Annotated in this window: 18 protein-coding genes; 8 read left to right on the top strand and 10 right to left on the bottom strand. The window is 55.4% G+C overall.

Annotation, left to right across the window (positions count from 1 at the left end; translation table 11 throughout):
- Positions 1 to 148 precede the first annotated feature (148 nt).
- From ACQ66Q_RS11425 to ACQ66Q_RS11390, 8 genes are all read right to left on the bottom strand, one after another.
- Positions 149 to 3,211, bottom strand: a complete 3,063-nt coding sequence (locus tag ACQ66Q_RS11425; protein WP_430456924.1) for an efflux RND transporter permease subunit — start codon at positions 3,209 to 3,211, stop codon at positions 149 to 151.
- Entirely contained in the window at positions 3,208 to 4,383 is a 1,176-nt protein-coding gene (locus ACQ66Q_RS11420; RefSeq protein ID WP_430456923.1) for an efflux RND transporter periplasmic adaptor subunit, read from the bottom strand. Before ACQ66Q_RS11420 ends, ACQ66Q_RS11425 begins: the two co-directional genes overlap by 4 nt.
- A gap of 333 nt (positions 4,384 to 4,716) precedes the next feature.
- The gene (locus ACQ66Q_RS11415) at positions 4,717 to 6,930 is read right to left on the bottom strand and encodes a PepSY domain-containing protein (protein WP_430456922.1); all 2,214 of its coding nucleotides are present in this window, start codon (positions 6,928 to 6,930) and stop codon (positions 4,717 to 4,719) included.
- A 27-nt stretch (positions 6,931 to 6,957) separates the two neighbouring features.
- Positions 6,958 to 7,428, bottom strand: a complete 471-nt coding sequence (locus ACQ66Q_RS11410) for a DUF2271 domain-containing protein (RefSeq protein ID WP_430456921.1) — start codon at positions 7,426 to 7,428, stop codon at positions 6,958 to 6,960.
- An 85-nt stretch (positions 7,429 to 7,513) separates the two neighbouring features.
- Positions 7,514 to 7,942: a PepSY domain-containing protein gene (locus ACQ66Q_RS11405; protein ID WP_430456920.1), complete on the bottom strand. Its 429-nt coding sequence runs from the start codon at positions 7,940 to 7,942 to the stop codon at positions 7,514 to 7,516.
- Between the two features lie 178 nt (positions 7,943 to 8,120).
- Positions 8,121 to 8,945 (bottom strand): DNA ligase, encoded by an 825-nt coding sequence (locus ACQ66Q_RS11400; RefSeq protein WP_430456919.1) that lies wholly within the window; start codon positions 8,943 to 8,945, stop codon positions 8,121 to 8,123.
- 174 nt (positions 8,946 to 9,119) lie between these two features.
- On the bottom strand, positions 9,120 to 10,412 hold the full coding sequence (locus ACQ66Q_RS11395; RefSeq protein WP_430456918.1) for a YncE family protein: 1,293 nt from the start codon (positions 10,410 to 10,412) through the stop codon (positions 9,120 to 9,122).
- Positions 10,413 to 10,472: 60 nt separating this feature from the next.
- Positions 10,473 to 12,902, bottom strand: a complete 2,430-nt coding sequence (locus ACQ66Q_RS11390; RefSeq protein WP_430456917.1) for a TonB-dependent receptor — start codon at positions 12,900 to 12,902, stop codon at positions 10,473 to 10,475.
- A 131-nt stretch (positions 12,903 to 13,033) separates the two neighbouring features.
- Here ACQ66Q_RS11390 and ACQ66Q_RS11385 point away from each other — a divergent pair, with 131 nt between their 5' ends.
- Positions 13,034 to 13,417 (top strand): MerC domain-containing protein, encoded by a 384-nt coding sequence (locus ACQ66Q_RS11385; RefSeq protein ID WP_430456916.1) that lies wholly within the window; start codon positions 13,034 to 13,036, stop codon positions 13,415 to 13,417.
- Here ACQ66Q_RS11385 and ACQ66Q_RS11380 read toward each other — a convergent pair.
- Positions 13,408 to 14,589, bottom strand: coding sequence for a DUF1624 domain-containing protein (locus ACQ66Q_RS11380; protein ID WP_430456915.1), 1,182 nt, complete (start codon positions 14,587 to 14,589; stop codon positions 13,408 to 13,410). The two genes, ACQ66Q_RS11385 and ACQ66Q_RS11380, sit on opposite strands and share 10 nt — an antisense overlap.
- Before the next feature lie 2 nt (positions 14,590 to 14,591).
- Complete coding sequence (locus ACQ66Q_RS11375) at positions 14,592 to 16,715, bottom strand: TonB-dependent siderophore receptor (RefSeq protein ID WP_430456914.1); 2,124 nt, start codon at positions 16,713 to 16,715, stop codon at positions 14,592 to 14,594.
- Positions 16,716 to 16,918: 203 nt separating this feature from the next.
- Here ACQ66Q_RS11375 and ACQ66Q_RS11370 point away from each other — a divergent pair, with 203 nt between their 5' ends.
- The 7 genes from ACQ66Q_RS11370 (at position 16,919) to ACQ66Q_RS11340 (ending at position 25,254) form a co-directional block, all read left to right on the top strand.
- Positions 16,919 to 18,712: an ATP-binding protein gene (locus tag ACQ66Q_RS11370; protein ID WP_430458551.1), complete on the top strand. Its 1,794-nt coding sequence runs from the start codon at positions 16,919 to 16,921 to the stop codon at positions 18,710 to 18,712.
- Positions 18,712 to 20,097, top strand: coding sequence for a sigma-54-dependent transcriptional regulator (locus tag ACQ66Q_RS11365; RefSeq protein ID WP_430456913.1), 1,386 nt, complete (start codon positions 18,712 to 18,714; stop codon positions 20,095 to 20,097). The genes ACQ66Q_RS11370 and ACQ66Q_RS11365 overlap by 1 nt, the downstream gene beginning before the upstream one ends.
- A gap of 911 nt (positions 20,098 to 21,008) precedes the next feature.
- On the top strand, positions 21,009 to 22,319 hold the full coding sequence (locus ACQ66Q_RS11360) for a dicarboxylate/amino acid:cation symporter (protein WP_430456912.1): 1,311 nt from the start codon (positions 21,009 to 21,011) through the stop codon (positions 22,317 to 22,319).
- Positions 22,312 to 23,277, top strand: a complete 966-nt coding sequence (locus tag ACQ66Q_RS11355) for a porin (protein ID WP_430456911.1) — start codon at positions 22,312 to 22,314, stop codon at positions 23,275 to 23,277. The genes ACQ66Q_RS11360 and ACQ66Q_RS11355 overlap by 8 nt, the downstream gene beginning before the upstream one ends.
- A 242-nt stretch (positions 23,278 to 23,519) precedes the next feature.
- Complete coding sequence (locus ACQ66Q_RS11350; protein WP_430456910.1) at positions 23,520 to 24,191, top strand: CsgG/HfaB family protein; 672 nt, start codon at positions 23,520 to 23,522, stop codon at positions 24,189 to 24,191.
- A gap of 59 nt (positions 24,192 to 24,250) precedes the next feature.
- Positions 24,251 to 24,589, top strand: coding sequence for a DUF4810 domain-containing protein (locus ACQ66Q_RS11345; RefSeq protein ID WP_430456909.1), 339 nt, complete (start codon positions 24,251 to 24,253; stop codon positions 24,587 to 24,589).
- On the top strand, positions 24,586 to 25,254 hold the full coding sequence (locus tag ACQ66Q_RS11340) for a DUF799 domain-containing protein (protein ID WP_430456908.1): 669 nt from the start codon (positions 24,586 to 24,588) through the stop codon (positions 25,252 to 25,254). The genes ACQ66Q_RS11345 and ACQ66Q_RS11340 overlap by 4 nt, the downstream gene beginning before the upstream one ends.
- Positions 25,255 to 25,277: the final 23 nt, after the last annotated feature.

Here is a 25,277-nt window from a genome sequence, read left to right as displayed (position 1 = left end):
GCTGTTCCGCCGGCCGACAAAGCCGAAGGAAAAGCTTTACACAGAATGAGTGGGGACAGCGAAACTTGTCAAGAAAAGTCGCGTCGGCTACCGCGCATTACGAAAAAACGTTAGGCGCACTAGCATAGAAAAAAGCACAGCAAGCCGATTAAGCTTGCCGGCGTTTTTGCAAAAACAATTTATCCAGCGCCAGAAACACTACCGGCGTGGTCAGCAACGTTAAAATCTGGCTAAACGCCAAACCGCCAACAATGGCCACCCCAAGCGGTACGCGCAGTTCAGAACCGGTACCAAAACCCAGCATCAGCGGCACTGCGCCCAGAATTGCCGCCAGCGTCGTCATCATGATCGGCCGGAACCGCACCAGACAAGCCTGATGGATGGCATCACGCGCACTTAAACCCTGCTCGCGCTGGGCCTGCAGCGCAAAATCGACCATTAGAATGCCGTTTTTCTTCACGATACCGATCAGCAAGATAATGCCAATAAGCGCCATGATGGAGAAATCCAGTCCCCACAGCCATAGCAGCCCGATAGCGCCAATCGCTGCCGACGGTAGCGTCGACAGAATCGTCAGCGGGTGGACAAAACTCTCGTACAACACACCAAGGATGATGTAAACCGCCAGTAAGGCCGTCAGGATCAGCAGCGGCTGACTGGCAAGCGAATCCTGGAACGCCTGCGCTGCGCCTAAGAAAGTGCCCAGCACCGCCGGTGGCATATTCAGTTCGGCCCGCGCCTGCTCCAGTGCTTTGACCGCATCACCAAGCGCCACACCGGCCGCCAGGTTAAAAGAAATATTCGCCGCCGGCTGCATGCCGTGGTGCGCAATGACCACGGGGCCACTTTGCGCTGGCAGCACTTTGGCAAAGCTCAGTAGCGGCACCATGTCGCCGGTCAGCGGCGAACGCAGGTAGAAATAATTCAGGCTGTCGGCACGGCCACGTTGCTCCGGGCTTACTTCCAGAATCACATTGTACTGGTTGGTCTCGGTCTGATATTCGCTGATTTGGCGCTGACCAAAAGCGTCGTACAAAGCCTGGTCCAGATCGGCCGCGGTAAAACCAAGCCGGGCCGCTTCCTGCCGGTCCAGTTCCAGCCGGATGATATTGGCGTCCCACTGCAGGTCGTTGGATAAATCAGTGAACATCGGGTTTTGCCGCAACTTGGCGGTCAGCTGATTGGTCCAGCTGGCCAGCTCGTCACTGTCGAGCGCCTTTAATACATACTGATACTGCGCGCGGCCCTGATTGGCGCCGAGGTTAATATCTTGCGACGCGCGCAAAAACACCTGCAGCCCCGGAATTTGCGCAAACTGTGGCCGTAACCGGTCAATGACTTCACTGGCGCTGGCGTCGCGATCATCCGGGTCGCTCAGCACTATCCAGATGCGGCCGGCACCGGTGGAGTTATTGCCGCCGACCGCATGGTTAAAGCCAGTGATAGCCGGATCTTTGCGCAAAATGTCTTCCAGCTGTTTATGTTTGGCGACCATATCTTCATACGAAATATCTGACGCCGCTTGCGTCGAACCGATGACAAAACCGGTGTCCTGCAGCGGGAAAAAGCCTTTTGGAATGGCGATAAAACTCATCACACTACCGGCCAGCGTCAGGCCGAACACGCCGAGCATAAAGCGCTGATGCGCTAAGGCCCAGGTCAGCACGCGGTCATAACGCTTGACCAGCCGGTCAAACAGTCCCGGATGATTCGGGTCATGTTTAGGCGCCTTATCCATAAAAATCGACGCCAGCGTGGGCGCCAACGTCAGACACACCACCACTGAGATCAGAATTGCAGCTGCGGCGGTCAAGGAGAATTCGAGGAATAACCGGCCGATAATGCCGCCCATAAACAGCAGCGGAATAAAAGCGGCAATCAGCGACACGGAAATCGAAATCACCGTAAAACCAATCTCTTGCGCACCTTTCAGCGCTGCTTCGGTTTTACTGAGGCCAAGTTCAAGATAACGGTGGATATTCTCGATGACGACAATGGCATCGTCGACGATAAAACCGACCGCTATCACGATCGCCACCAGCGTGAGGTTATTCAGACTAAAACCAGCGACATACATAAAGGCGCAAGTGGCGATCAGCGACACCAACAGCACGGCCGTGACGATTAAGGTCGCCGACCATTGCTTTAAAAACGCTGCCATCACCGCAATCACCAGCACCACCGCAATCGCCAGCGTCAGTTCGACCTCGGCCAGCGAGGCGCGGATGGTGCGGGTGCGGTCGTTAAACACTTCCACTTTGATGTCGGCCGGCAATGCCGACACCAGCTGCGGCAACGCCGCCTGAATCGCATCCGCGGTGGCAACAATATTGGCGCCTGGCTGCCGGCGGATAATCAGCGCGACGCCCGACTCGCCGTTCGGCCAAATCTGCAAAAAGTCGTTTTCCGCGCCGGCAATCACATTGGCGACATCGCGTAAATACACCGGATTGCCATTGTCGTATTTGACGATGAGGTTGCCGTATTCGTCGGCACTGAAGATTTGGTCGTTCACCGCCAGCGTCGACACCCGGTTCGCGCCAAACAGTGCGCCCTTCGGCTGGTTCACACTGGCTTTTTGCACCACGCCACGGATATCCGCCAGCGTCAGATTATTTGCGGCCAGCACTTCCGGCCGCGCCTGAATGCGAATGGCCGGCTTTTGCTGACCACCGATAAAGACTTCACCGACGCCATAAATCTGGCTGAGCTGCCGCGCCAGCACTGTTTCTGCCATGTCGCTGATTTGCGTACGCGACAGTGTTTCTGAGGTCACGCCGATGATCAAAATCGGGCTGTCGGACGGGTTAGCTTTACGCCAGGTTGGCTGATTCGGCATGTCCGGCAAACGACCGGCGGCCTGATTAAGCGCAGCTTGCACTTCCTGCGCGGCGGCATCGATGTCTTTTTCCAGCACAAACTGCAGCGTGATATTGACCGAACCGAGCGCGCTGCTGGAGGTCATTTCGGTAATGCCGGGCACGACACTGAGCGCCACTTCCAGCGGCGTCGCCACGGCGGAGGCCATAGTCTCCGCGCTGGCGCCAGGTAAACGGGCACTGACTTCAATGGTCGGAAATTCGGCTTCCGGCAACGGCGCAATCGACAGGCGCGGAATGGCCAGAATACCCATCAGCACTAAGGCGCAGGTCAGCAGCACAGTGCCGATCGGGTGGTTCATGCACCAGGCAAAAATACTGCGGCTATTCATGCTGCGTGCTCCGCCGCTGCTTGCTTGCCTTCTTTCCTGGTTTTGTTAGCCTGCGCTTGTTCAGCGGCGGTTTTAATCACCACAGTCGCGCCCGGCCGCAACCGGCTCTGGCCATCAACCACCACTTGTTGGCCGGCACTGACGCCGCTGACCACGATGACTGTCTCGGTGCTTTCCAGCACCTGCACCGGCTGCACTGTGGCTTTGTCGCCATCAATCCGCCAGACAAAAGCACCTTGTGGGCCTTGTTGTAGCGCTTTGACCGGAATGGTCAGCGCTTGCGGTAACAGTTTGCTGCGCAGCGCCACCACGACGGTCTGCGCTGGCCATAAGGCCTGGGTCGGATTAGCAAAATCGGCTTTGATGCGGATAGTGCCGCTACCGGTACTCACCCTGTTGTCGACGACGACCAGACTGCCGCTGGCCAGTTTGTCGCCACCATCACGGACAAAAGCTTCGACCGGCACTGCCTGCTGCTGCCGCACCTGCTGCATCAATTGTTGTAATTGCGGTAACTGGGCCTGCGGTAATGCCATCTCGACACTAATCGGGTCGAGCTGCACCACAGAAAACAGGCCCTGCGTATCAGATGGGCGTACATAGTTACCGGCATCGACATTACGGATACCGACCTGGCCGGCAATAGGCGCATGAATTTGGGTGAACGACAGCTGCACCTGCTGCGCATTGATTTGTGCTTCGACACTTTGTAACTCAGCCTGCAGCTGTTGCACTGTGGCTTGCTGCTGGTCTTTTTGCTGGGCAGAAATGGCCTGGCTCTGGCTTAAATTCTGGTAGCGTTTTAAATCGCGTTTGGCCACATTGAGTTTGGCTTCTGCCACGGCGCGCTGCGCCTGCGCCTGCGCCAGAGCGGCTTTGATGGCGCGGTCATCCAGCGTTGCCAGCAACTGGCCGGCTTTTACCATATCGCCTTCGCGCACCAGTACCTGCTGCAATAAACCATCGACCTGCGGCCGGATCTCCACGCTTTGTTGTGGCTTCACCTGCCCGATACCCCGCAGCCAGACCGGCACGTCTTGCGCAGTCACCGCAGCAACCACCACCGGAACCCCCGCTTGCATTCTCGCCGCTTGTGGTTTTTCCTGAGCCGTCGCAGTGCCAAGCGCAGCGAGCAGACCGAGGGTGGCCAATAAGACCTGAGATAATTGCATTGTTGTACTCCCGAAAAGTTGCGGCACGGCGGACTCTTGCCAAATCATGCCCGATGATGCCGATATTCTGCCCAAGCAAAACGCAGGATAGATCGGCGCCGATCAGCAGATGCGGCCAAGCACCGGCGAAAGGCGACTAAATGTCTGAGTGATCACAGGAAAGTAACAGGATCTGCCTGAAAGGAACAGCGTACCGGACTGCTGGCTGATTCAAACCGGTACTGAGGAGGCGACAATGTTCAGAAATAACGCACCCAGCGCCAGTGGCTGCGTTGTTTAAAACCAGCGGGTTGGCCAATACAAAGCTCAATAGGTGCGGGCTCAGGCACCGCTTTAATAACTATCTTCAATATAACGGCCTGACTTTTTCAACTGGTCCACATCCAATGCCAAAGGCGCCAACAGCGTATTGAGTGTGGTGGCGACATCGCTGGCCATCCGTCGCCCGCCACAGATTAAAATTTGCCCGTCCGCCTGCATCAATGCGCGAATGTGTTCGGCATCTTGTTGCAAAGCGTCCTGCACATAGGCGGGTGTTGCGCTGCGCGAAAAAGCGGTATGCAGCTGGGTCAGGCGCTTTTCTGCTAAACACCTGTTCAGTTCATCCTGATATAAAAAGTCAGCAGTGGCGAGCCGCCCGCCCCAGTACAGGTACATCGGGCGCTGTGCGCTATTAGCACGGATAAATCCGATCAAAGGCCCAATGCCGGTACCGGCGCCAATCAATAGGATCGGCGACTTGCCGGCGGCAGGTTTAAAGCGGGCATTTTTCTGAATAAAACCAGCCGCAGTTTCTCCCAATTTCAGGTTGTATAAAAACCCTGAACACAGGCCATGGTCCTGCTGCCGGACACAAATTTCCAAGACACCGTCGGTATTGGCGGATGCCAGCGAATAGAACCTTGGCGCAGCGCCACCCGGTGGCAGGATGCCAACCAAATCACCCGCGCTAAAAGTTGGCAGTGCGCTGCCCGGAGCTGCGGCTTTAAAGCGCAATACACAAGTCGGCGCCTGCACGGCTTCACCGTAGTTTTGCCGTTCAACCAACATCAGCGTATGGCTGGGCGGCAGCTCCGGCGTATTGTGCAGCGTCAAAGGCCGGCCAATCGCTTTGCCAAGTGCGGTGCCCCAGTGCTCAAAGGTAGCGACGGACTGTCGATCGACATAGTCGGTGGCCAGCAGCTGGGGCCACTGTTGTTGCTGCAACGCCTCAGTTACCCGATCGGCAAAAGCACAAAAGCTGCAAAATTGCCGATCGCCAAAACCCAGCACGGCGAACGGTAAACTGAGGGTTGGCTGTGATGTCGAAGGCAGTTTCTGCAGTTTTGGTAAAAACTGACTGGCCGAGGCCGGTGCGTCGCCATCGCCGTAGGTTGAGGTAAGGATCAACAACCGTTCGGCTTTGGCATAGTGGTTTGCCAGTTGATCCATCGGCGCGAGGTGCACGCGACAGCCGGCAGCTTTTAATCCTTCGAATAAGGCGTTGGCAAAACCCCAGGTACTGTTGGTTTCAGAGCCGACCAGCACAATAGTGTCGGCCAGATCCGCAGCAGAGTTACCTTGCAGGTGCGGCATGGCTCGGCGCCGTTGCCACCAAATTTGCACACCGGTAACCGCCAGAACCGGCACCGTCAGCGCCGCAACACCAAACACCAGCCCAAGCCACCAGTACGCTTCGCCGGTATGTAACTCGACAATAAAGGTTTGTAGCCGTGCGCCCGAGCCATAGTCGGCGTAAGACAGCCATGCGCCGGTCGCTTGGTCAACATACCCCGAGCCCTGATGGGTGCGCAGTGCATACAAATCCTGTAAATCGGTGCGCGACGGGAAAATCAGCTGATGTAAATCAACCAAATCGGTTTGCTGCAATGCCGGCAATGCGCCAACGGGCGCGGCAGCCGTGCCAGCCACACTTTGTGGAAAATCAGCCTCCAGCTCCGGGGCTTCAGTCAGCAAGCCAAACCGCAGTGCCGACATCCAGCAACCGGTCAGGGCCGACAGCAGCAAACCCAATGCAGCAATACGCGCCAGCTCGGCGTGCAGCCGCGGGCTGACAGTACCACTGGCGGCACTGCGCATCGGCCCAAATAACTGGCGCCAGCCGCCGGCGCGAGCGGCCAGCAAAAATAACCCAGAGATACACAGCACGCTCAGCAGCAGCGCAACAATGCCCGCGCCAACGCGCCCTTTGTCATCCCACAAGAACGCGCGGTGTAAATCTTTCAGCCTGGCAAAAACAGCTGACTGCTGATAAGTCCCAAGCCGGGTGCCGGTGAAAGGATCAATCAGATCGGCCGCGGTTTGGCCATCTTCGGTGAAATAAACCACCACGGCGCCAGAGGGCAGGCGTTCAATTTGCTCAGTGCCGGGATAAACCAGCAGCACTTTTGCCGCCACATCGGCCACGCTGAGTGCTCCACGGGCTGGCACGGGCGCCGCTGCGCGCTGCAGTGCAGGCTCCAACGACAGCAATGCCCCCGTAATCGCCGTGATCAGCAAAAACAGCGCTGCAACAAGACCGGCAAAGGAGTGGAGGCGACGCAGCATTCGGCAATATCCTCTGGAACAACGACTTTACAAGGTGTAACTAATAGTTTTGACATAACCGCGCCCAGCCACAGCAGTGCCAGCGCCCTGCCGTGTCAGCGGCACCTCGGCATCAACCCGGTGGTCGCGCTGATCTTCCACCGCACTATCGACCCGGATCAAATAACCGGCATCAATCAGCGCATCATCAATGTTCACCTTGACCGTGAGTTGCTCACCTGCGGTGACACTGGCGCCGGTGAAGCCATCGTATTCGGCGCTTTTTAGGCCACTGCCGCGGGCCCAGCCCTGCAAGTGTTTGTAATATTTACTTTTACCACCCGCGACCCACAGTGTTTTGCTGTACTTACCGTTTGCATCGGTTAGATAAAACGCCAGATAAGCGCCATTGCCGCTATAGGCATTCAGTGTTGTGGTAATGGTCACTTCAGCGGCCTGCGTCAGATTGGGCAGACCCAGACCCAGGATGAAACTTGCGGCGATCCATAATTTTTTCATCTGATTGCTCCTGACTATCTGTTGATCATATCTGTTGATCATATCTGTTGATCAATGTGGTTGAATCGGCTGACTGCGCGGCTATTCAGTGTTCCTGCGGCTCGCGCTGATTTTGCTGTTCGCGCTGATTTTGGTGTTCGCGCTGCGCTTGGTGATCATGTTTCACCTCCAGTTCCAGTAAGGTCAGCGTTGCCGGCGCATAAGTGGCTTTCACCCGGCGGCCTTGCTCATCCATCGCGCGCACCTCATAGCAGCCGTCATCGATGCGAATACGTTTGACCACCCAGCCTTGTTGCTCAAGCCTGGCTTTAAGCACCTCGCGGGTTTGCCACTGCGCGATCGGATCCTTACATTCCTCGTCGGCCCATGCCGCGCCCGCCAAAGTCACGCCCGCCAAAGTCACGCTGGCTAAAGTCACACTGACTAAAGCCACGCCGGTAAACAGCCTGAGGCTGATGCTGAGCAACAGACCACAGAGCATTGCTATTTTTCGAACGGCGGATAATTTACGCATCGCACTTTGTGCTCCAAAAAACACTGGCAACAATCACTAACAACAAGAGTGGTCCTGCAATAACGCATGTTAACCCGCTCCGGCAGGCGCAAACTTTGTTCTATATCAGCTAAAAGCGGGATCATGCCTGAACGGGACCGTAAGCACTGTGCAGTGCCACACGCACGCCAGCTGGCTTTTACTCCAATGGCTGGCGGATGCGTAAAAACCTGGCAAAACGCGGGAGTCCTTTGTTGGTAAAGCCGTTGTAGCGGTAGGTCACCATGGTGCCCAGTGGTGGTGGGTTTTGCCGCAGTGCATCGGTTAAACCACTACCGATCGCAAAGGTTTTGCCGTCTGGTGTTTTCACCACTAACGCCCCAACCATGCCTTGATATTTGCCCTTACCAGGTCGGTAGCCGATGACTTCGGCTTCGGTGTCCTGGTAACTTTTTAGCTTCAGTAAATCGCTGCTGCGCCCGGTTTTATAATGCGCATCTTGATGGTGCAGCATCAGGCCTTCGGCGCCTTGTTGCTCTAGTGCTGTCAGCTTGGTCATTAACTCGGCGTGGTTTGCCAGCCGAAACTGCGGGATCACGTGCAGATAGGGGCTTTGGTGCTTGGCGCTCAGTGCTTGCATGGCGTGAATGCGCTCGGTAAAAGTACCGGGGGCGTTGGGTAATTCAAAAATATGGTAGCGGATCTGCTGCCACTCCGCGTCAATCACCTGTGCTTTACTGACAATACTCAGCGTCTGTGCAAACTGATTGCGCCCCAGCCATAACTCACCGTCCAGCGCTTGAGGCGGAAATTTGGCAACGAACCAAGCCGGCGCCGCAATCACTTGCCCGCCGCGGGTCAACAGCTGCTGTCCGGTCCAAAACGCACGCACGCCATCGAGCTTTTCACTGATCCAATACTGCTGCACATCAATGCCAGCTTCATAGCGTTGCGCCAAGAGCAGTGTTGGTTTGGTCGCCCCCGCCAGCAATAAGCAGCAGATTAACAGAAATATCTTATTCAATATTTACACACTTAATTAACATTAAATTTAACAAAGTGTAGTTGGACGCGCAATTTCAGCAAGCCGTATTGCTTTTTCGCTGCGGTTTTCACTGAGCCTTGCAGTAAAAAACACCGGCACTCAACGAGTGTGAGGCCGGTGTTTTGTGTAGAACATGCTTAGGGTCTGTTGACCTTAGTTAGCAATACCCAGCCAGGTCAGCTTGTGCGGGGTGTAGTTTAATTGCAGAGTTGAAGTCACCTGCAGTTTGGCCAAATCGACCGCCACCACAGCTTTATTGACCGGGTTGCTGACATAAGCGCGGTATTCACTGCCCGCCAGCGTCAGTTGCAGACTGCTGCCGGCTGGCATGGCGCTCAGACCGGTCGCGACCTGCACTTTGCCGGCCAGCGTAAAGGCGCTGCCGCTGTAGTTCAGCACGGTCAGATAACCCTGGTTATCCAGCAGCACAAAGTGCTTGGCTTTGGCTGTGAAACCATAACCGACGATGGCGGCATTGGCCGGTGCCTGCCAGTCGATTTTATTGATGGTTTTGTTTTGCGGGTCGACTGCAAATACCAGCGCACCAGCGAGGCCAACAAAATGCGCCGCATCATCGTGCCCTTCGACAGTGCCGACCCGGTTGGTGCCGGTGATGTCCGCCGGATTGGCGATTTTACTGGCGGTATATGTGCTGCCGGATTGCGCAATCACCAGCACACCGTCGGTACAACCAAAGCCGACAAAACCTTTATTCTGCGCACTGCCGTGTAAGCGTGGGCAGGTCGGCGCGAACGTCTGGCTCAGGCTGAATTTGCCAGCGGTCTGGCTATAGACCCCGACTTTATCCGGCAGAATATCGCTGCTGGCAGCGTCGCGGATGGTGGAGATCAGCTGGTCGCCACGGGGCTGCGCCGCACCATGCATATGCGTATCGTATTGCAGCAGCGGCAGGTCTTTTTTGTCGGCACTGATGTTGGCTTCGGTCAGCGTGACCACGGCGGCCGGTGTTTTGCTGGCTGCATCACCATCCATAAAGACCGCGGTGGTGCTGGCATTACTTTGCACGTGCGTCGGGCGGCTGCCGTTTAGCTGAAAGCTCATCAGCTTTGGTTTCTCGGAATAGGGATGTAAATGGTCGCCATGATCTTCCTGCCACTGACCGCCATCGACCAGCTGGATCCGGTCATTGGGCCGCTGCACCACCAACGCATACCGCTGACCCGGCGACGGATAAACAGCATCCGGGGTGTTGATCAGCTGGAACTGTTCGATGAGTTCTGAACGGTCCAAATCATAAACACTAACCACTGCGCTGCTTTTATCGCTGACCAATAAGCGACCTTTCCCCACAGCAGCGACCGGTGGATGCGGGTCTTTAATCACGATCGGCTCTTTCTCAACGATGTTGGTTGTCGCATCGCCACAGCCCGCCAGAATGGCACTGGCGATGGCCAGCGGCAGCAATTTCATTTTTACACTGTACATATCAACTCCTGTTTTATATTCATGAGCCGGCCGCCATTAGGGCCTGCCGGCTGGATTTGGTCAGAATTCGCCACGAATACCGAGGCCAATAGAACGGCCCGGTAATGGCGCTTTGTCTTTTAAGAATGAGGTGTGGACGCGGGCGTCTTCGTCGGTCAGGTTCTGCCCTTTCAGATACACCGCCAGCTGCTGGTCAAACAGGTCGAGGTAATAACTGACATTGGCATCGAGCAGGTTGTAGCTGCCGGTCGCGCTTTCCAGCGTTTCGACTTTGTCCTGTTTGCTGTAATGGCTGTAGCGCAGCTCGGCACTGAACTCGGCAGACTGCCACGACAACGCCGATTGCAGGCGCAGCGGCGGTGTGCGCGGTAAATCACCGCCTGCATCTAAGCGGGCCCGCACGTAATCGACTTGCTGCGTCCAACGCCACTGCGGCGCGATCTGCCAAATCAGCTGGGCTTCAAAACCGTGCAGGTTCACATCAGCTGCACGGAACAGATACACCGGCAATTCGCCGCTGTGGTCATGCGCCTCTTCGGTATGTTCTGCTTCGTTGTGCTCGTCATCAGCGTGGGCATGGCCATCTTCGGCGAACAAGCCGGTATTTTGCTGGTAATAGTAGTTATCCACCTGGTTGTAGAAGGCGTTCAGGATCAGCGCCACATCGCCGCTGTATTTGCGCCAGGTCAGGTCAATGTTGTTCGACACTTCCAAATCCACCGGATCTTTATTCAGCGCAAAGGCCTGATGCGGGTCCTGCGTTGGATTGCGGTGGAATAAGGCGCCGATCTCATAGGCGTTGGTGCCGATATGCGGGCCGAAAGACAGCAACTCTGAAGCAGAAGGCCCGCGGCCTGAACGCGACAACGACAGCGCGGCGTTGTAGCCGTCCTGATATTCCCAGACCAGGCCGGCCGACAGGCTATATGGCTTGAAATTCTGATCGACGGCAAAAGTGCGGATCAGCTGATCGCCGCCATGGTCATGATCATCGTGTTCGCTGCCGTCATGGGCGTGTGCGGCCAGTTCAGGCAGCAGTACCTGATCGGCTTTGAGTGTGACGCGCTCCAGCCGGGCACCGGTTTGCAGTAACAGCGGGCCAAAATGCCGCTCTTCCATCCAACCGATCGCCAGCATTTCCTGCGTCGATGGCGGCGTAAAGGCTTCGTCGCCTACGGCAGCGAAATCGCTGTGTTTGTAGTGCAGACTGAGGCCGCCGCGCCAGTCCAACCACTCGCGGTGCAGTAATTCCAGCCGCGCTTCGTCACTGCGGTTTTTGAAAGTGGTGCCAGTCGCGCCGTCTTCAATTTCGGCATGTTGATAATCAGTAAAACCAGCTTTGACATTGAGTTGCGCCAGCGGCCCGCCGCTGAAATTTAACTGGCTGTGCAGTTGCACCCGGTCTTGTTCAAGGTCGGCAAACACGCGTTCTTCGGCATGGTCGGCCTCAGCTTCGTGTTCCTCATGCTCGTGACCGCCATGTGAATGGCCCGGAATACCGTATTGCCGTTCCAGCCGGCCGACCGACACACCGACAAAACCATTCGGCAGCAGATAACTGGCACCGACAGTGCCGCCTTTGCCGGTCGCATCGGTATTGGCGACGCGTCCACCGGCGGCTTCGTCACTGCCCGTTTCGGCGACGCCGGGAATTTTGTAATTGTCTTGTTCACGCCAGAACGCATCGGCATAGAGGGCGACATCACCGACGCTGGTTTGGCCGGCAGCAGCAGCCAGTTTTTCGTTATTGACGCTCTGGCGCTCCAGCTGCCAGTTGACCTGAGTCTCCCGGCGTGTCGGCACGCGTTCGTCCACCACGTTGACCACACCGCCAATAGCGCCACTGCCATAAAACAACGTTGCCGGGCCACGCAGCACTTCAATTTGCTGGGCCGTACCGGCTTCACTCGCCACGCTGTGATCCGGGCCTACCCGCGACGCATCGCCGGCATCCAGACCGTTTTGCGTGATCATCACACGCGGGCCATCTAAACCGCGGATGATCGGGCTACTGGCAACGGAGCCATAGAAGTTGCTGTGCACACCGACCTGATTTTTCAGCGTGTCACCGAGTGTCGAGGCCTGCTGCATTTTCAGCTGCTCACCAGACAGCACGCTGACCGGCAAGGCCGACTCCGTCGCGGAGGCGTGCAGCGGGCTGGCTTTGATATCAATGACTTCGAGCAAGGTCGGCGCCAGACGTAGCTCGACATTGTTCAGCCCCGCCTCTGGTACATTCAGATGCAGATTGCGGTGGGCGAATTGCGGCGCTTCGACGTGCAGCTCTGCCAGCTGTCCGGCTGGTGCTGCCAGCAGGAAAGTGCCGGCGGCATCGGTTTTCACCCGCGCCTGACTGCCGGCCAGCGACACTTCTGCCCCGGCGATAGGTTGGCCTTTGCTGTCCAGCACCACACCAGACACGGATTGCGCCCACAGCTGCTGGCTAAATGTCGCCGCCACCAGCATGGCTATTTTGTTACGGTAATGCATAGATCTCCCTGCGTTATACCCAAATCAGAAAACTTTACGTTCGATTCCGCGCTCGATAATGTGATAATATAACATTTCATTCAGGTATGAAAACCAGCGTTTTCCGTTCAGGTGCAGCAGAGGTGAGACCAATGAGAGATTTAGTAGCAGCTTATATATCAGGGCTTTGCATTATTCATTGCTTAATAACGCCGATTTTATTGGCGTTGGGTGGTGCAGGTTTGCTAGGGCATTGGCTGGAAGCCGAGTGGGTGCACTATCTGCTGATTGCACCGATTTTATTGCTGGTGATCTGGAGTTTGCCGGCGGCAAAGCGTCAGCATCAGCAGCATGCGCCGTTGTGGCTCGGTGTTGCCGGGGCCGGTTTGATGTTGCTGTCGTTGTGGGTACCGGCACCGCTGGAGCCATGGCTGGCGATCAGTGCCGGTATTTTGTTAATGGCGGCGCATTTGTTTAACCGCCACTTCCTGAAGCTGCATGTCAACGCACAGCTCACCGCTCAGGCTCAGAAATAACGCACCCAGCGCCAGTGGCTGCGTTGTTTAAAACCCGCAAACCAACGGGTTGGCCAGTATAACGCTGCGGCGAGCAACACGGCGATCAACCAAACCCAGCCGACATGACTGACGCCGAGCATCGGGCCATAAGCGGTTTGCTGATTCGGCGCAAAGACCAGCAATGCCAGGCTGTACAGCAGCAACAAGGCGTACAGATGCAGGATATAAAAAAACATCGGCGCCGCGCCAAAATCAGCAAGTACCTGCTGCCAGCGCGCGGCAGGGTTGGTCATGGCGGCCCGTTCCAGCGCCCGCAGTGCCAGACACATCAGGCCCAAAGTCAGCAGCAGGAAATCCAGCGACGGCGGATATTTGGTGAAATTCAGCAGGTCCATCATGGTCAGAAGCGCTGTGGGCTGAACCTGCCAGTCCAGCGTTTCGCCATACAGATTCAAACCGCGCAACAGCACCAGCGTAGCCAGTGCCAACCAGCCGGTTCGCGATAAAATCCGCTGCCGCTGTGCTGCTGATTGCTGATACCAGCAACCGGCCAGATAACCTAGCAGAATCACGCCAACCCAGGGCAACAACGGATAACTGATTTTGACGGCGATGGCCGCTTCTGAGGGTGCCAGCAAAAAGCCGCGGTCGTGCAGGATGGTCCAGAGCCAGTATCCACTCTCGCCCGGCGAGAACTGCAGCGGCGTCAGCAGGTTATGCCCTGCAACCAGCAGGCAACCAAGCACCAGCAACAGCTGCCGTGGCAAATGATGCAGCAGCGCCAGCAACAGCATGCATAGGCCAATCACCCAAATCACCTGTAAATACAGCGTGTTGTAGCTGCCAAGCCAGGCAACATTGACCAGTGTCATTTCCAGTAAAATCAGCACCAGCCCACGTTTTAGTAAAAAAGGCGTCAGCGCACGGCCCTTTTGCTGGTACAGATAGGCCGACACCCCGGTCAGAAACACAAACACCGGCGCACACCAGTGCGCCAGCAAACGACTGAAAAACAAGCCAGGTTCTGTCTGGCTGATCTCCATCGGATCGCTGACCTGCAGATGCAGCAGCACCCGCTCCCGCACATGGTCCAGCAGCATCATCAGCATCACCAGACCGCGCATCATATCGATGCTATTGATCCGACCGCGGGATGGCGATTGATTCAGTGCTGTATTTACTGTTGTCATGCTCAGAACTCGTAGCGCAGGCTCAGGCGCAGCGCGCGTGGTTCACCCGGATAAGTCCAAATGGCTGAATACGAACTCTGGATCCAGGCTTTATCCAGTAGGTTTTCGACCACCGCTTCCGCCTGCCATTGTGGCGTCAGCCGCGTGGTGGCAAACAGGCTCCACAGCGTGTGAGATGGCAGCACATAAGCAGGCGTGACGGCATCGCCTAATCGTTTGCTCTGATAACGCAGACGTACGCCGATCTCACTGTCATAACCCGCCAGCTGCAGATTGTGCCGCAGCTGCGCACTCAGCGTATGGCGTGGCACGTTGACCAGAGCACTGCCCTTGGGAATGAGCACACCCCAGTCAATGTTGATACTGTCTTTCAGAGTTTCGCTGTCAAGCCAGGTATAAGACACCGACAGATCGGTGTTGGCCGCCAGTGGCCCCGCCAGCTCCAGTTCTGCGCCACGGCTTTGCGCAGCGCCCAGCGTGGCCGAAAAGCCAACGTTGACCGGATCGGACACCAGAATGTTGGATTTTTCCGCATCAAACACCGACACCGTTGCCTGCCAGGAGACCAGCGCCAGCTTCATACCAAATTCCACCGATTCGCTGAGTTCAGGTTCGAACGCCTTACCGGCGTAATCAGTGCCCGACAGTGGCAGGAAGCCCTCGGCATAATTGGCGTAAAAGGTGATCTGGTCGTTCAGCAGATAATTCAGGCCAAGACGCGGGCTGATCTGCTGGTCTTCGGTGCGGGCGACGGTCTTTTTTACCAGCTCTTCAATGCGTTGCTGGTAGCTGTCGTAACGCACACCCAGCAATAACTGCCACTGCGGATCAAGCTGGATCATGTCCTGCAGATACACCCCGACCGCTTGCTGCGATTCGACGTTTTCATACAAAGTGGCGATAGTGCCGGGTTTGGCCACCCCATATACAGGCGCCTGAATATTGATGGCATAGCTGCCTTTGGGTCCACGATAGCGGCCGAGCAACGTGTATAGTTCGTAATCGTAAGCGTCAGAACCGAGTAGCAGCTGATGCGTCATGCCGAGGATCTGCGGACTGCCACTCAGTTCCAGCCGGGCAGTGCTGTCTTCAGAATGATAATCGCGGTAACGGCGTTGGCGCGTCAGCGTTTTGCCGTCATCAGACACGCCCTGGCGCGCCCGTGCCAGCTCTGCATCGGAAGAAAAACCCTGCAAACTGGAATCGCGATAACCGGCGCCCAGGTTCAGGTGCCAGCTATTGCCTAAGTCGCGTTCGTAGCTCAGCTGATGACCGGTCGCTTCAATTTCAGTTGGTTTGTCACCCGGTTCGCCTAAATAGCGGCTGTGCGGCACGGTATTGAAGTTGTTATTCAGCACCACGATACCGCGGTCAAACAGCTGGTCCTGCCGCAGTACTTCAACTTCGTATAGCACGGAACTATCCGCATCGACCTGCCACAACACCGAAGGCGTCAGCACCTGCTTTTCACTGGTGACTTCATCGCGGAAACTGCCGTAGTCCTGCACAGCGCCATTGACGCGCAGCATCAGGCTGTCACTGTGCACATAGTTGTAGTCGCCCTCTAACCGGTATTGCTGCTCAGTCGCGGCGCTGGCTTTGAGATAACCACCATTGGTCTGATTCGGTTTGCGCGTGATGATATTAATAGTGCCGCCGGGCTCAGAGCGACCATACAAGGCCGAACCGGGCCCTTTTAAAATCTCGACCATCTCGATATTCGACACGTCGCGGTGACCACTAAAACCGCGCCCGCCGTTAAAGCCGTTGATGAGGTAACCAGACGGCATGTTTTCGTTACCGGGAAAACCACGTAGCGAGAAACTGTCCCACAGACCGCCACCATTGTTCTGCCGCGCGATGCCGCTGGATAAATCCAGCACGTCCTGAAAGCGGCTCAGCGACCACTGCGCGAAGTCATCTTGCCCCAGCACAGACACCGCCTGCGGCAGTTTCTCCACCGGCACCTGGCCGCGATAGCTTTGGTGGTGACGCACTTCAATATGTTCCAGACTTTGAGGCTCTTCGGCACCAGCCGGTGCAGCGCAGAATAAAGCCAGAACAGACAGTGGAAATAATCGGTGGGGAATTGCCTTAGCAGCAGAGCGGCGCGCAGAAAATGACATAACAGCCTCAGGTAATGTGATGTTATCACATATTAACTTAAAGCATTCAGTCACGGGAAGCCCTGTGCCAGTCATTTCGGTTCAGCCGCCGGAAAACACTGTTGATTGGCGCCGAGGATCCGCGAGAGCAGCAATTGCCGCGTGCGTCGCTTGCCCTTACACTGTTGGCCTCACGCTGATTTCAGGAACTTAATGTGCTCAGAATGCCCCGCCCGGCTCTGCTGCTGTGTTACCTGCTGTTGCTGTTATTGACAGCATCAGCCTGTCAGCACTGGATTTATCAGGATTTGCGTGCTGAAGCCGCCGGTCAGAGCAATAACCTGGCGGCATTTCTGCGGCATAGCATTGGTCGCCATGCCAATCTACCCGCCCAGTTGAGCCGCAGCCCGCTGTTGCAACAATGGCTAGCGCAGCAGGATATTCCGGCGCTGAACCGTTATCTGGCGGAGCTGCAGCAAAGCGCCGGCGTCGCCGATCTGTATCTGGTCAGTACCGCCGGGATTGTGCTGGCCAGCAGCAATAGTGCCGATGCGGCTTCTTATGTCGGCCGCGATTTTGGCTTTCGGCCTTATGTGCAGGCTGCGCTGCAGCGCCAGCAAGGGTTTTATTATGCGCTGGGACACACCAGCGGCATGCGCGGCGTCTATTACAGTGCGCCGATGCTGCAGGATGGCGCAGTGGCGGACAGTCCGGTGCTGGCCGTGCTGGTGGTCAAAGTGGATTTAGAGCCACTGGAGCTGCAGCAACAACAAATCGCCGGTCTGGCCGGTAGCCATTTTATAGTCACCGGCCAGAGCCAGGAGATTTTCCTGTCCGACGTGCCGGCCTGGCGTTTGACCAAGCTTGATAGTCAGCCGCTAAGCGCCACCGAACAACAACGTTATCTGACGAAAAACATTACCGAATTGCAACAGAGCCAGCGCCGCGCCCTGCTGACGCCGTGGCAGCAGCTATGGCGGATGCCGCTGGCCGGCGATCAACGTAATTTCCTCGCGCAGTCGCAGGACCTGACAGAATTTGGCTGGCAGCTAACGGTGCTGACGCCCGCCACAGACGCCTATCAGCAACTGAGCGCCGCCTTGCTGCTGACGACCTTGCTGTTTGTGATTTTGTTGCTCGGTTGGCGCCTGCAGCGCGAGCGGCAAAAACGGGCGGCGCAGCTGGAACAACATGCCCGTCAGCTGGAGCAACGCGTCATCGCCCGCACCGCCGATCTGGCCGCCAGTAATCAACAACTGGTGGCGCAGATCCGCCAGCGTGAACAAACCGAAACCGCGCTGGCGCAAACCGAACAGGAACTGGTGCAGGCCGCGAAACTCGCCACCATTGGCAGTTTGTCTGCGTCATTGAATCATGAGCTGAATCAGCCGCTGACTGCGCTGTCGAGCTACAGCCAGACCACCGCCAAAATGCTCGATAAAGCCATGTACAGCGAAGCACAGCAAAACCTGCAGGCGATGCAACAGCTGATTGCGAGGCTTAGTAACATCGTCGCGCAGTTTAAAGATTTCAGCCGCAAAAGCGCCGGCAAAAACCAGCCGGTGGATATCAACAAACTGGTGCTGGATGCAGTCGGTCTGGTGCACCATCAGTGCCAGCGCCAGGGCGTCAAAGTGCGGCTGCAGTTACCGGAAGCGCCGCCGCAGGTACTGGGCGACCCAATCCAGCTGGAACAGGTGCTGGTTAACTTACTGACCAATGCGCTGCAGGCGATGCAGCAACAAACTGATGCGGCGCTGGCTGTGGCGGTCAGAACACAGGAAACGCAGGTCCAGATCCTATTAAAAGATCAGGGCCCCGGCATTGAGCCGCATCACCTCGAACGGATTTTTGAAGCCTTTTTCACCACTAAACAACGCGACGGCCTGGGGCTTGGTCTGTCGATTTCGCAGCGCATCATCCAGTCGTTTGCCGGTAAACTGGAGGTGCGCAATCACCCGCAGGGCGGCGCTGAATTTTGTGTCACTTTACCGCTATTACCGATGGAAGCCTGTTGATGCCTATGCCTGTCACCGAATCGATGCCGCAGATCCTGTTTATCGATGATGAAGCCGAGATCCGCACTGTGGTCGAACAGCTGTTCCGCCTCGAAGGGCTGCGCTGCAGCAGCACCGCCAATCCGGGCGCGCTGCTGAAACAACTCAGCTCCGAAGGCTACGGCCAGGAGTTTCCCGGGATTGTGATCACCGATATCCATATGCCGGCGATGCATGGGCTGGAGCTGATGCAGGCTATTCACGCTATCGACGCCGAAATTCCGGTGGTGGTGCTGACCGGTTACGGCGCCGTGTCGCTTGCGGTCAAAGCACTGCAGCAAGGCGCTTATGATTTTCTGGAAAAACCCTTTGATAACACCCATTTGCTGGAAGTGGCGCAGCGCGCGCTGGAAAAACGCGCCTTGGTGCTGGAAAACCGCCAGCTAAAAGCCTCAGTCGCGCGTGCGCAGCAACCGGGCATGCGTATTCTGGGTCAAAGCCCGGCCATGGTGCAGCTGCGCGGCGTGCTGGATGCGGTGTTGGACGCGCCGGCCGATGTGCTGATTTTTGGCGAAACCGGCTGTGGCAAAGAGCTGGTTGCGCGTTATCTGCATGAACAAAGCAACCGGCGCGAGCATAATTTTGTCGCGATCAACTGTGGCGCTATTCCGGAACAGTTAATTGAAAGCGAACTGTTTGGCACCGACGCCGGCGCTTATACCGGCGCGGAGAAAAAACGCGCCGGCAAGTTTGAATTCGCCAATGGTGGCACGCTGTTTCTTGATGAAATTGAGAGTACGCCGCTGTCACTGCAGGTCAAATTGCTGCGGGTGCTGGAAGAGCGCCGGGTCACCCGGCTTGGCTCGAATCAGCCGGTGGCGCTCGACCTGCGCATTATCGCCGCCACCAAAACCGACTTAAAACAACTGGCCGCCAGCGGAGCTTTTCGCGCCGATTTGTATTACCGCTTAAGTCTGGTCGAAGTCAGCCTGCCGCCATTACGCGAGCGGCGCGACGACCTGATGTTGCTGTTCAGCCATTTTGCGTTGGTCGCAGCGGCGCGCTTTCACAAAGAATATCAACCGCTGACACCGGCTCAGGTGCAGCAATTACAACAGCACGACTGGCCCGGCAACGTGCGCGAAATGCGCAATATGGCCGAACGTTATGTGCTGCTCGGCCCCGCCGTCTGTTTTGGCAAAACCGACACCCCGAACGACGGCATCAGCAGCCTGATGTCACTGCAACAACGGGTCGAAGCCTACGAAAAAAGCCTGATTGAAGAAGCATTGAACCAGTATCACGGCTCGATCAAAGACGTAATGCAGGAACTCGGCCTCGCCCGCAAAACCCTGTACGACAAAATGGCCAAGTATCAGCTGACCCGAAGGGATTTTTTGGAGTAATTTCGGTGTTAGCCTCTGCTGGCTTTTGCTGAATCATTTTTATCCTTGCGGATAGACCGCCTAGCAAAGATTTCACCTAACGGTGAGTCACTTTCTTTTATGAATGGCTGTGCCATTCCCCCTTCGGGCCAGCTAAAGCTGTTCAATCGGACTTAGTCCGATTGTGTTTCAGCAAAAGAAAGTAACCAAAGAAAAACCGACCCCGGTTACGCTCGAAAGCCCGATGAAAAATGGCAATTTGAGGCGAAAACGCAACTCGCGATTCGCTAACGTCGAATCGCTCAAACACTCGTTTTCTTAAAACCTCAACTCACCATTTTTCAGCGGCTCGCTCCAACGGGGGATTGGTTTTCTTAGTTGTTACTGTTTTTAAACGAACGAAAGTTAAAAGCAAAACCAGCTAGTGCAGCAGACTGCCCGTTGGAGCGAGCCGTTGAAAATCAATAGTTTGAGGTTTTAAGCTGGGGAGTGTTTGAGTGCGGCGACGGTAGCGCCGCGCGAGTTGCCCCAGCGCCTCAAACTATTGATTTTCAGCGGGCTTTCGAGCGGAACCGGGCGAGCGCTTTTTGGTTACTTTTTATCGCGATAAAAAGTAACTCGCCCATCGGGCGAAACAGCCGCCCGCAGGGCAAAGAACCTGCGTCAGCAACAAGTACCTCACCGTCAGGTGAAATCTCTGCTAGGCGGTCTAGCCGCAAAAGGCAAAAATGCCCCCTCGCCACCGGCGGAAAAAGTGACAACCGCTAGATCAGACTGTGTGGAAATCCACACAAAACCAGGCGCCACAATCACCATTAGAAAAATAACTAATTAATAAATAAAGACATTTCTACAGTTCTAGTTCTGGCCCAGCCTTTGCCTCTGTCCATACGACAGGGAGATTTCCTCCGTAAACCAAAAAAGAGAACAAGATGAAACAAGCAACAGGCCGGCTGTTTTCCAGCCTCTACTTTCAGGTGCTGCTCGCCATCACCATCGGTATCACGCTCGGACACTTTTATCCGGACACCGGCACGGCGATGCAGCCGCTCGGCACCGGTTTTATCAAACTGATTAAGATGATTATCGCGCCCATCATCTTCTGTACTGTGGTGATTGGTATCGCCGGCATGGAAGATATGAAACGGGTCGGTAAAACCGGCGGTTATGCCCTGCTGTACTTTGAGATTGTCTCGACTGTGGCGCTGGTGATTGGTCTGGTGGTAATTAACCTGGTGCAGCCCGGCGTTGGCATGCACATCGACCCGGCGAGTCTCGATCAGCAATCGATCAGTAAATACACAGCGCCCGGCCAGATGCAGACAGTCACCGATTTCCTGCTGAATATCATTCCAACCAGCGTGTTTGACGCCTTTGCCCGCGGCGACATGTTGCAGGTGCTGTTCTTCTCTATCCTGTTTGGTTTTGCGCTGCAGCGCCTCGGCGGCCGGCAGAATATTCTGTTCACTTATATCGAAAAGAGCTCTGAGCTGCTGTTTGCCATCGTGCATATGCTGATGAAAGTCGCGCCTATTGGTGCTTTTGGCGCTATGGCCTTTACCATCGGTAAATACGGCATCGGCACGCTGTGGTCTCTGGCCGGCCTGATGGCCACGTTCTACGCCACTTGCCTGCTGTTTATTTTTATCGTGTTGGGTGCTATTGCGCGCTATCACGGCTTTTCTATCACCAAGTTTATCCGTTATATCCGCGAAGAACTGCTGATTGTGCTTGGCACTTCATCCAGCGAATCTGTGTTGCCACGGATGATGATCAAACTGGAAAAACTGGGCGCAGCCAAATCGACAGTCGGTTTGGTGATCCCAACCGGCTATTCATTTAATCTGGATGGCACTGCTATTTACCTGACCATGGCGGCAGTATTTATTGCCCAGGCCACAGACACGCCAATGGATTTAACCCAACAACTGACGCTGCTGGCCGTGTTACTGGTCACGTCAAAAGGCGCCGCCGGCGTGACCGGCAGTGGGTTTATCGTGCTTGCTGCCACGCTGGCCTCGGTCGGTTCTGTGCCGGTTGCCGGCATTGCCCTGATCCTTGGCATCGACCGCTTTATGTCAGAAGCCCGCGCTCTGACTAACCTGATTGGCAATGGCGTGGCGACTTTGGTGGTCGCCAAATGGTGTGGCGAACTGAATACTGATACCCTCAACCGCGAATTGGCGCAAGGTCCTGCAGCCACACCAGTGGTCATCAGCAACACGGAGACGCAAAATGCATAAACCACTATTGCTGACTGTTGCAGGCTTGGTTGCAGCGGTGGCTGCACCGCTTCAGGCTGATGATTTTAATTGGGATTTTTACGGCAAACTCGACGTGCAGGCGCTCTACGCGGATGCCAATCTGCTGCGTTACGCCGACGAAGGCTGGCAAATCGAAGCGCCGTTCAGCCGGCTCGGATTCAAAGCTGATCAGGCTTTAACTGACGATTTAAAACTGATTGCCGTCTACGAATGGCAGGTCAATGGCCTGGACGACAGTAACAAAGGCCATCGCTTTGGCAGTCGCAATACCTATTTTGGTATTGCCAGCCAGACTTATGGCGAACTGACGTTTGGCAAAAACGACAGCAAATTTAAAAAGTCCGAAGGCAAAATCGACTTATTTAACGAGACCTTAGCTGACATGGCGCAGCTGACGCCTGGTCAGGACCGGCTGGAAAATATCGTCAGTTACCAAAGCCCGAAACTGGGTTTATGGCAATGGTCGGCCAGCTATCAGACTGGCGCCAGCGACGAAACCGCCGGTGGTTACGACTGGAGCCTCAGTTACGGTGACGCGGCCTTTAAGCAAACGCCTTATTATCTGGCTTATGCCCGCGCCAATGAACTGAATAACATCAGCGCGGATCGCCTGCTGGCACACGCCCTGCTGCATGAATCGACGCTCGGCACTTTGTCCGGCGGCCTGATGTGGCAATACAGCGAACATCAAACAAAACCGCTTCGCGGCAACGCCTGGCTGGCTGAAGTGCAGCTGAAACGAGATGCGGTAGCGTACAAGCTGCAGTATACGCAGGACCACAGCCGAACCCGGCATGCGGAAGAGGGCTACAGCTGGTCGGTCGGTGCAGACTACAGCATCAGCAAAGACCTGACCGCTTATCTGATTGGTACCCAACTTGAGCTTGAAACCCAGCACGACAGCGCCGCTGCTGTTGGTATCAAGTGGATGTTTTAATCGTTCTACCGGGCGCAGCAACCCTGCTGCGCCTGCTTTTAGCGGACGACACTCTTTGTGAATCGCCCTCTGGTTAACCTGCTTGTGTTCAACTGCTTTTGTTAACATGATTTTGCAATATGCGTTTTTGCGTCCGGCTGGCGCAAAAAGCGCCGGGCGTTCAGCCCGGGTTTAAATTTCCAATGCTTAACTGCGGTCATCCTGTTACCATTTTGCAACTTTTACCGAAAAAGGAAACTCACATGAAACCGACCTTGCACAAAATCGCGCTGGTGCTGCCGCTGCTCGTATTAGCCGGTTGTACCGCGACTGAATCTGCCCGCACTATCGAAGCGCCGAAAGTCAACGCCGCCTACCAGTCTTATCAGGGGCAAAAAAGCAAACTGGTGGTTGGTAAATTCCAAAACCGTTCTAACTTCCAAAATGGCATTTTTAATGCCGAAACCGATCAGCTGGGCTCACAAGCCAAAACCATTCTGCTGACCCACTTACAACAAACCAATCGTTTTATCGTGATGGACCGCGCCAATATGGCGGAGCTGTCGCAGGAAGCACAATTTGCCGGCGCCAAACAAAATGTGATCGGCGCGAAATATGTCGTGACTGGCGATGTCACCGAATTTGGCCGTAAACAAACCGGCGACAAACAACTGTTTGGTTTGCTCGGTAAAGGCAAAGAACAAATCGCTTACGCCAAAGTAGCGCTAAATATTGTCGATGTGGAAACATCAGCTGTCGTCTATTCGGCGATGGGCGCCGGTGAATACAGTCTGTCAAATCGTGAAGTGGTTGGTTTTGGTGGTACCGCCAGTTACGACGCGACGTTAAACGGCAAAGTGTTAGATCTGGCTTTACGTGAGGCGGTCAACAACCTCGTCAACGGCATCAACAATAATCAATGGCAACCGCAGTGAGACTTTCCGGCATGGGCGCACACAAACTGTTGCCTATCACAGGAGCGTCTAAGACTCTGTTGATCGTCGCGATAACCATCGCGACCTTGGCAGGCTGCCAGTCGACAAAGCCGCTGTATCACTACGGTTCTTACCAAGATAATGTGTATGAACACTTCAAAAATGAAGATTCAGCCGTTACTGAACAAATCGAAGCGCTGGAAAAAACCATCCGCGACAGTAACCGCAAAAAGTTACAGGTAGGCCCCGGCATTTATGCTCATCTTGGTTACCTGTATCTGCAAAGCGGTCAGCGTGATACTGGTCTTGGCTATCTGCAAAAAGAACAGCAGCTCTACCCGGAGTCGGCGAAATTTATCGACTTTTTACTGAAAAATGCCAAAGCAGGTCAATCATGAGCATGCTCAAACCCTTGGTGACGCTGGCACTGTTATCGACGTTGGCCGGCTGCGCCTCGACCCAAGGCCCGATGGATTACAGTGCGTTTAAAAAGAGTAATCCAAAGTCGATTCTGGTATTGCCACCGACCAACCATACCACTGAGGTGATAGCGCCTTATGGTGTGCTGGCGAACGTTACGGTGCCGCTGGCGGAAGCCGGTTATTATGTGTTTCCGGTGGCGCTGGTCGATGAAACCTTTAAAAACAATGGCCTGACGGTTGCCGAAGATATTCACGCCGTCTCGCCAAAGAAGTTAAATGACATCTTTGGCGCTGATGCGGTGTTGTATCTCGATATTGAAGAATACGGCACTTCGTATGCCGTGCTGTCCAGCGATACCGTGGTGGTGGTCAAAGCGCGGTTAACCGACAGCAGAACCAATGAAATTCTCTGGCAAGGTAAAGCCAGTGCCGCCAGCAGCGAGCAAAATAATGGCAACGGCGGCGGTATTGTCGGCATGTTAGTCGAAGCCGCAGTCACGCAAATTATGGAAACTGCGCTCGATACCGGCTTTGAAATTGCGGCCATTGCATCAAACCGGTTGTTATCACCAGAAGCACACAATGGTCTGTTATACGGCCCGCGCTCACCGAAATATGGCAAAGACAAACCCGTGAAATAACCAGGTTTATTCGTGTAAATGAT

The organism is Rheinheimera sp. (assembly GCF_965283995.1).
Taxonomy (GTDB): Bacteria; Pseudomonadota; Gammaproteobacteria; order Enterobacterales; family Alteromonadaceae; genus Pararheinheimera.
Note: the sequence above shows the minus strand (reverse complement) of the source record. Positions and strands in the feature narration are given on the sequence as shown.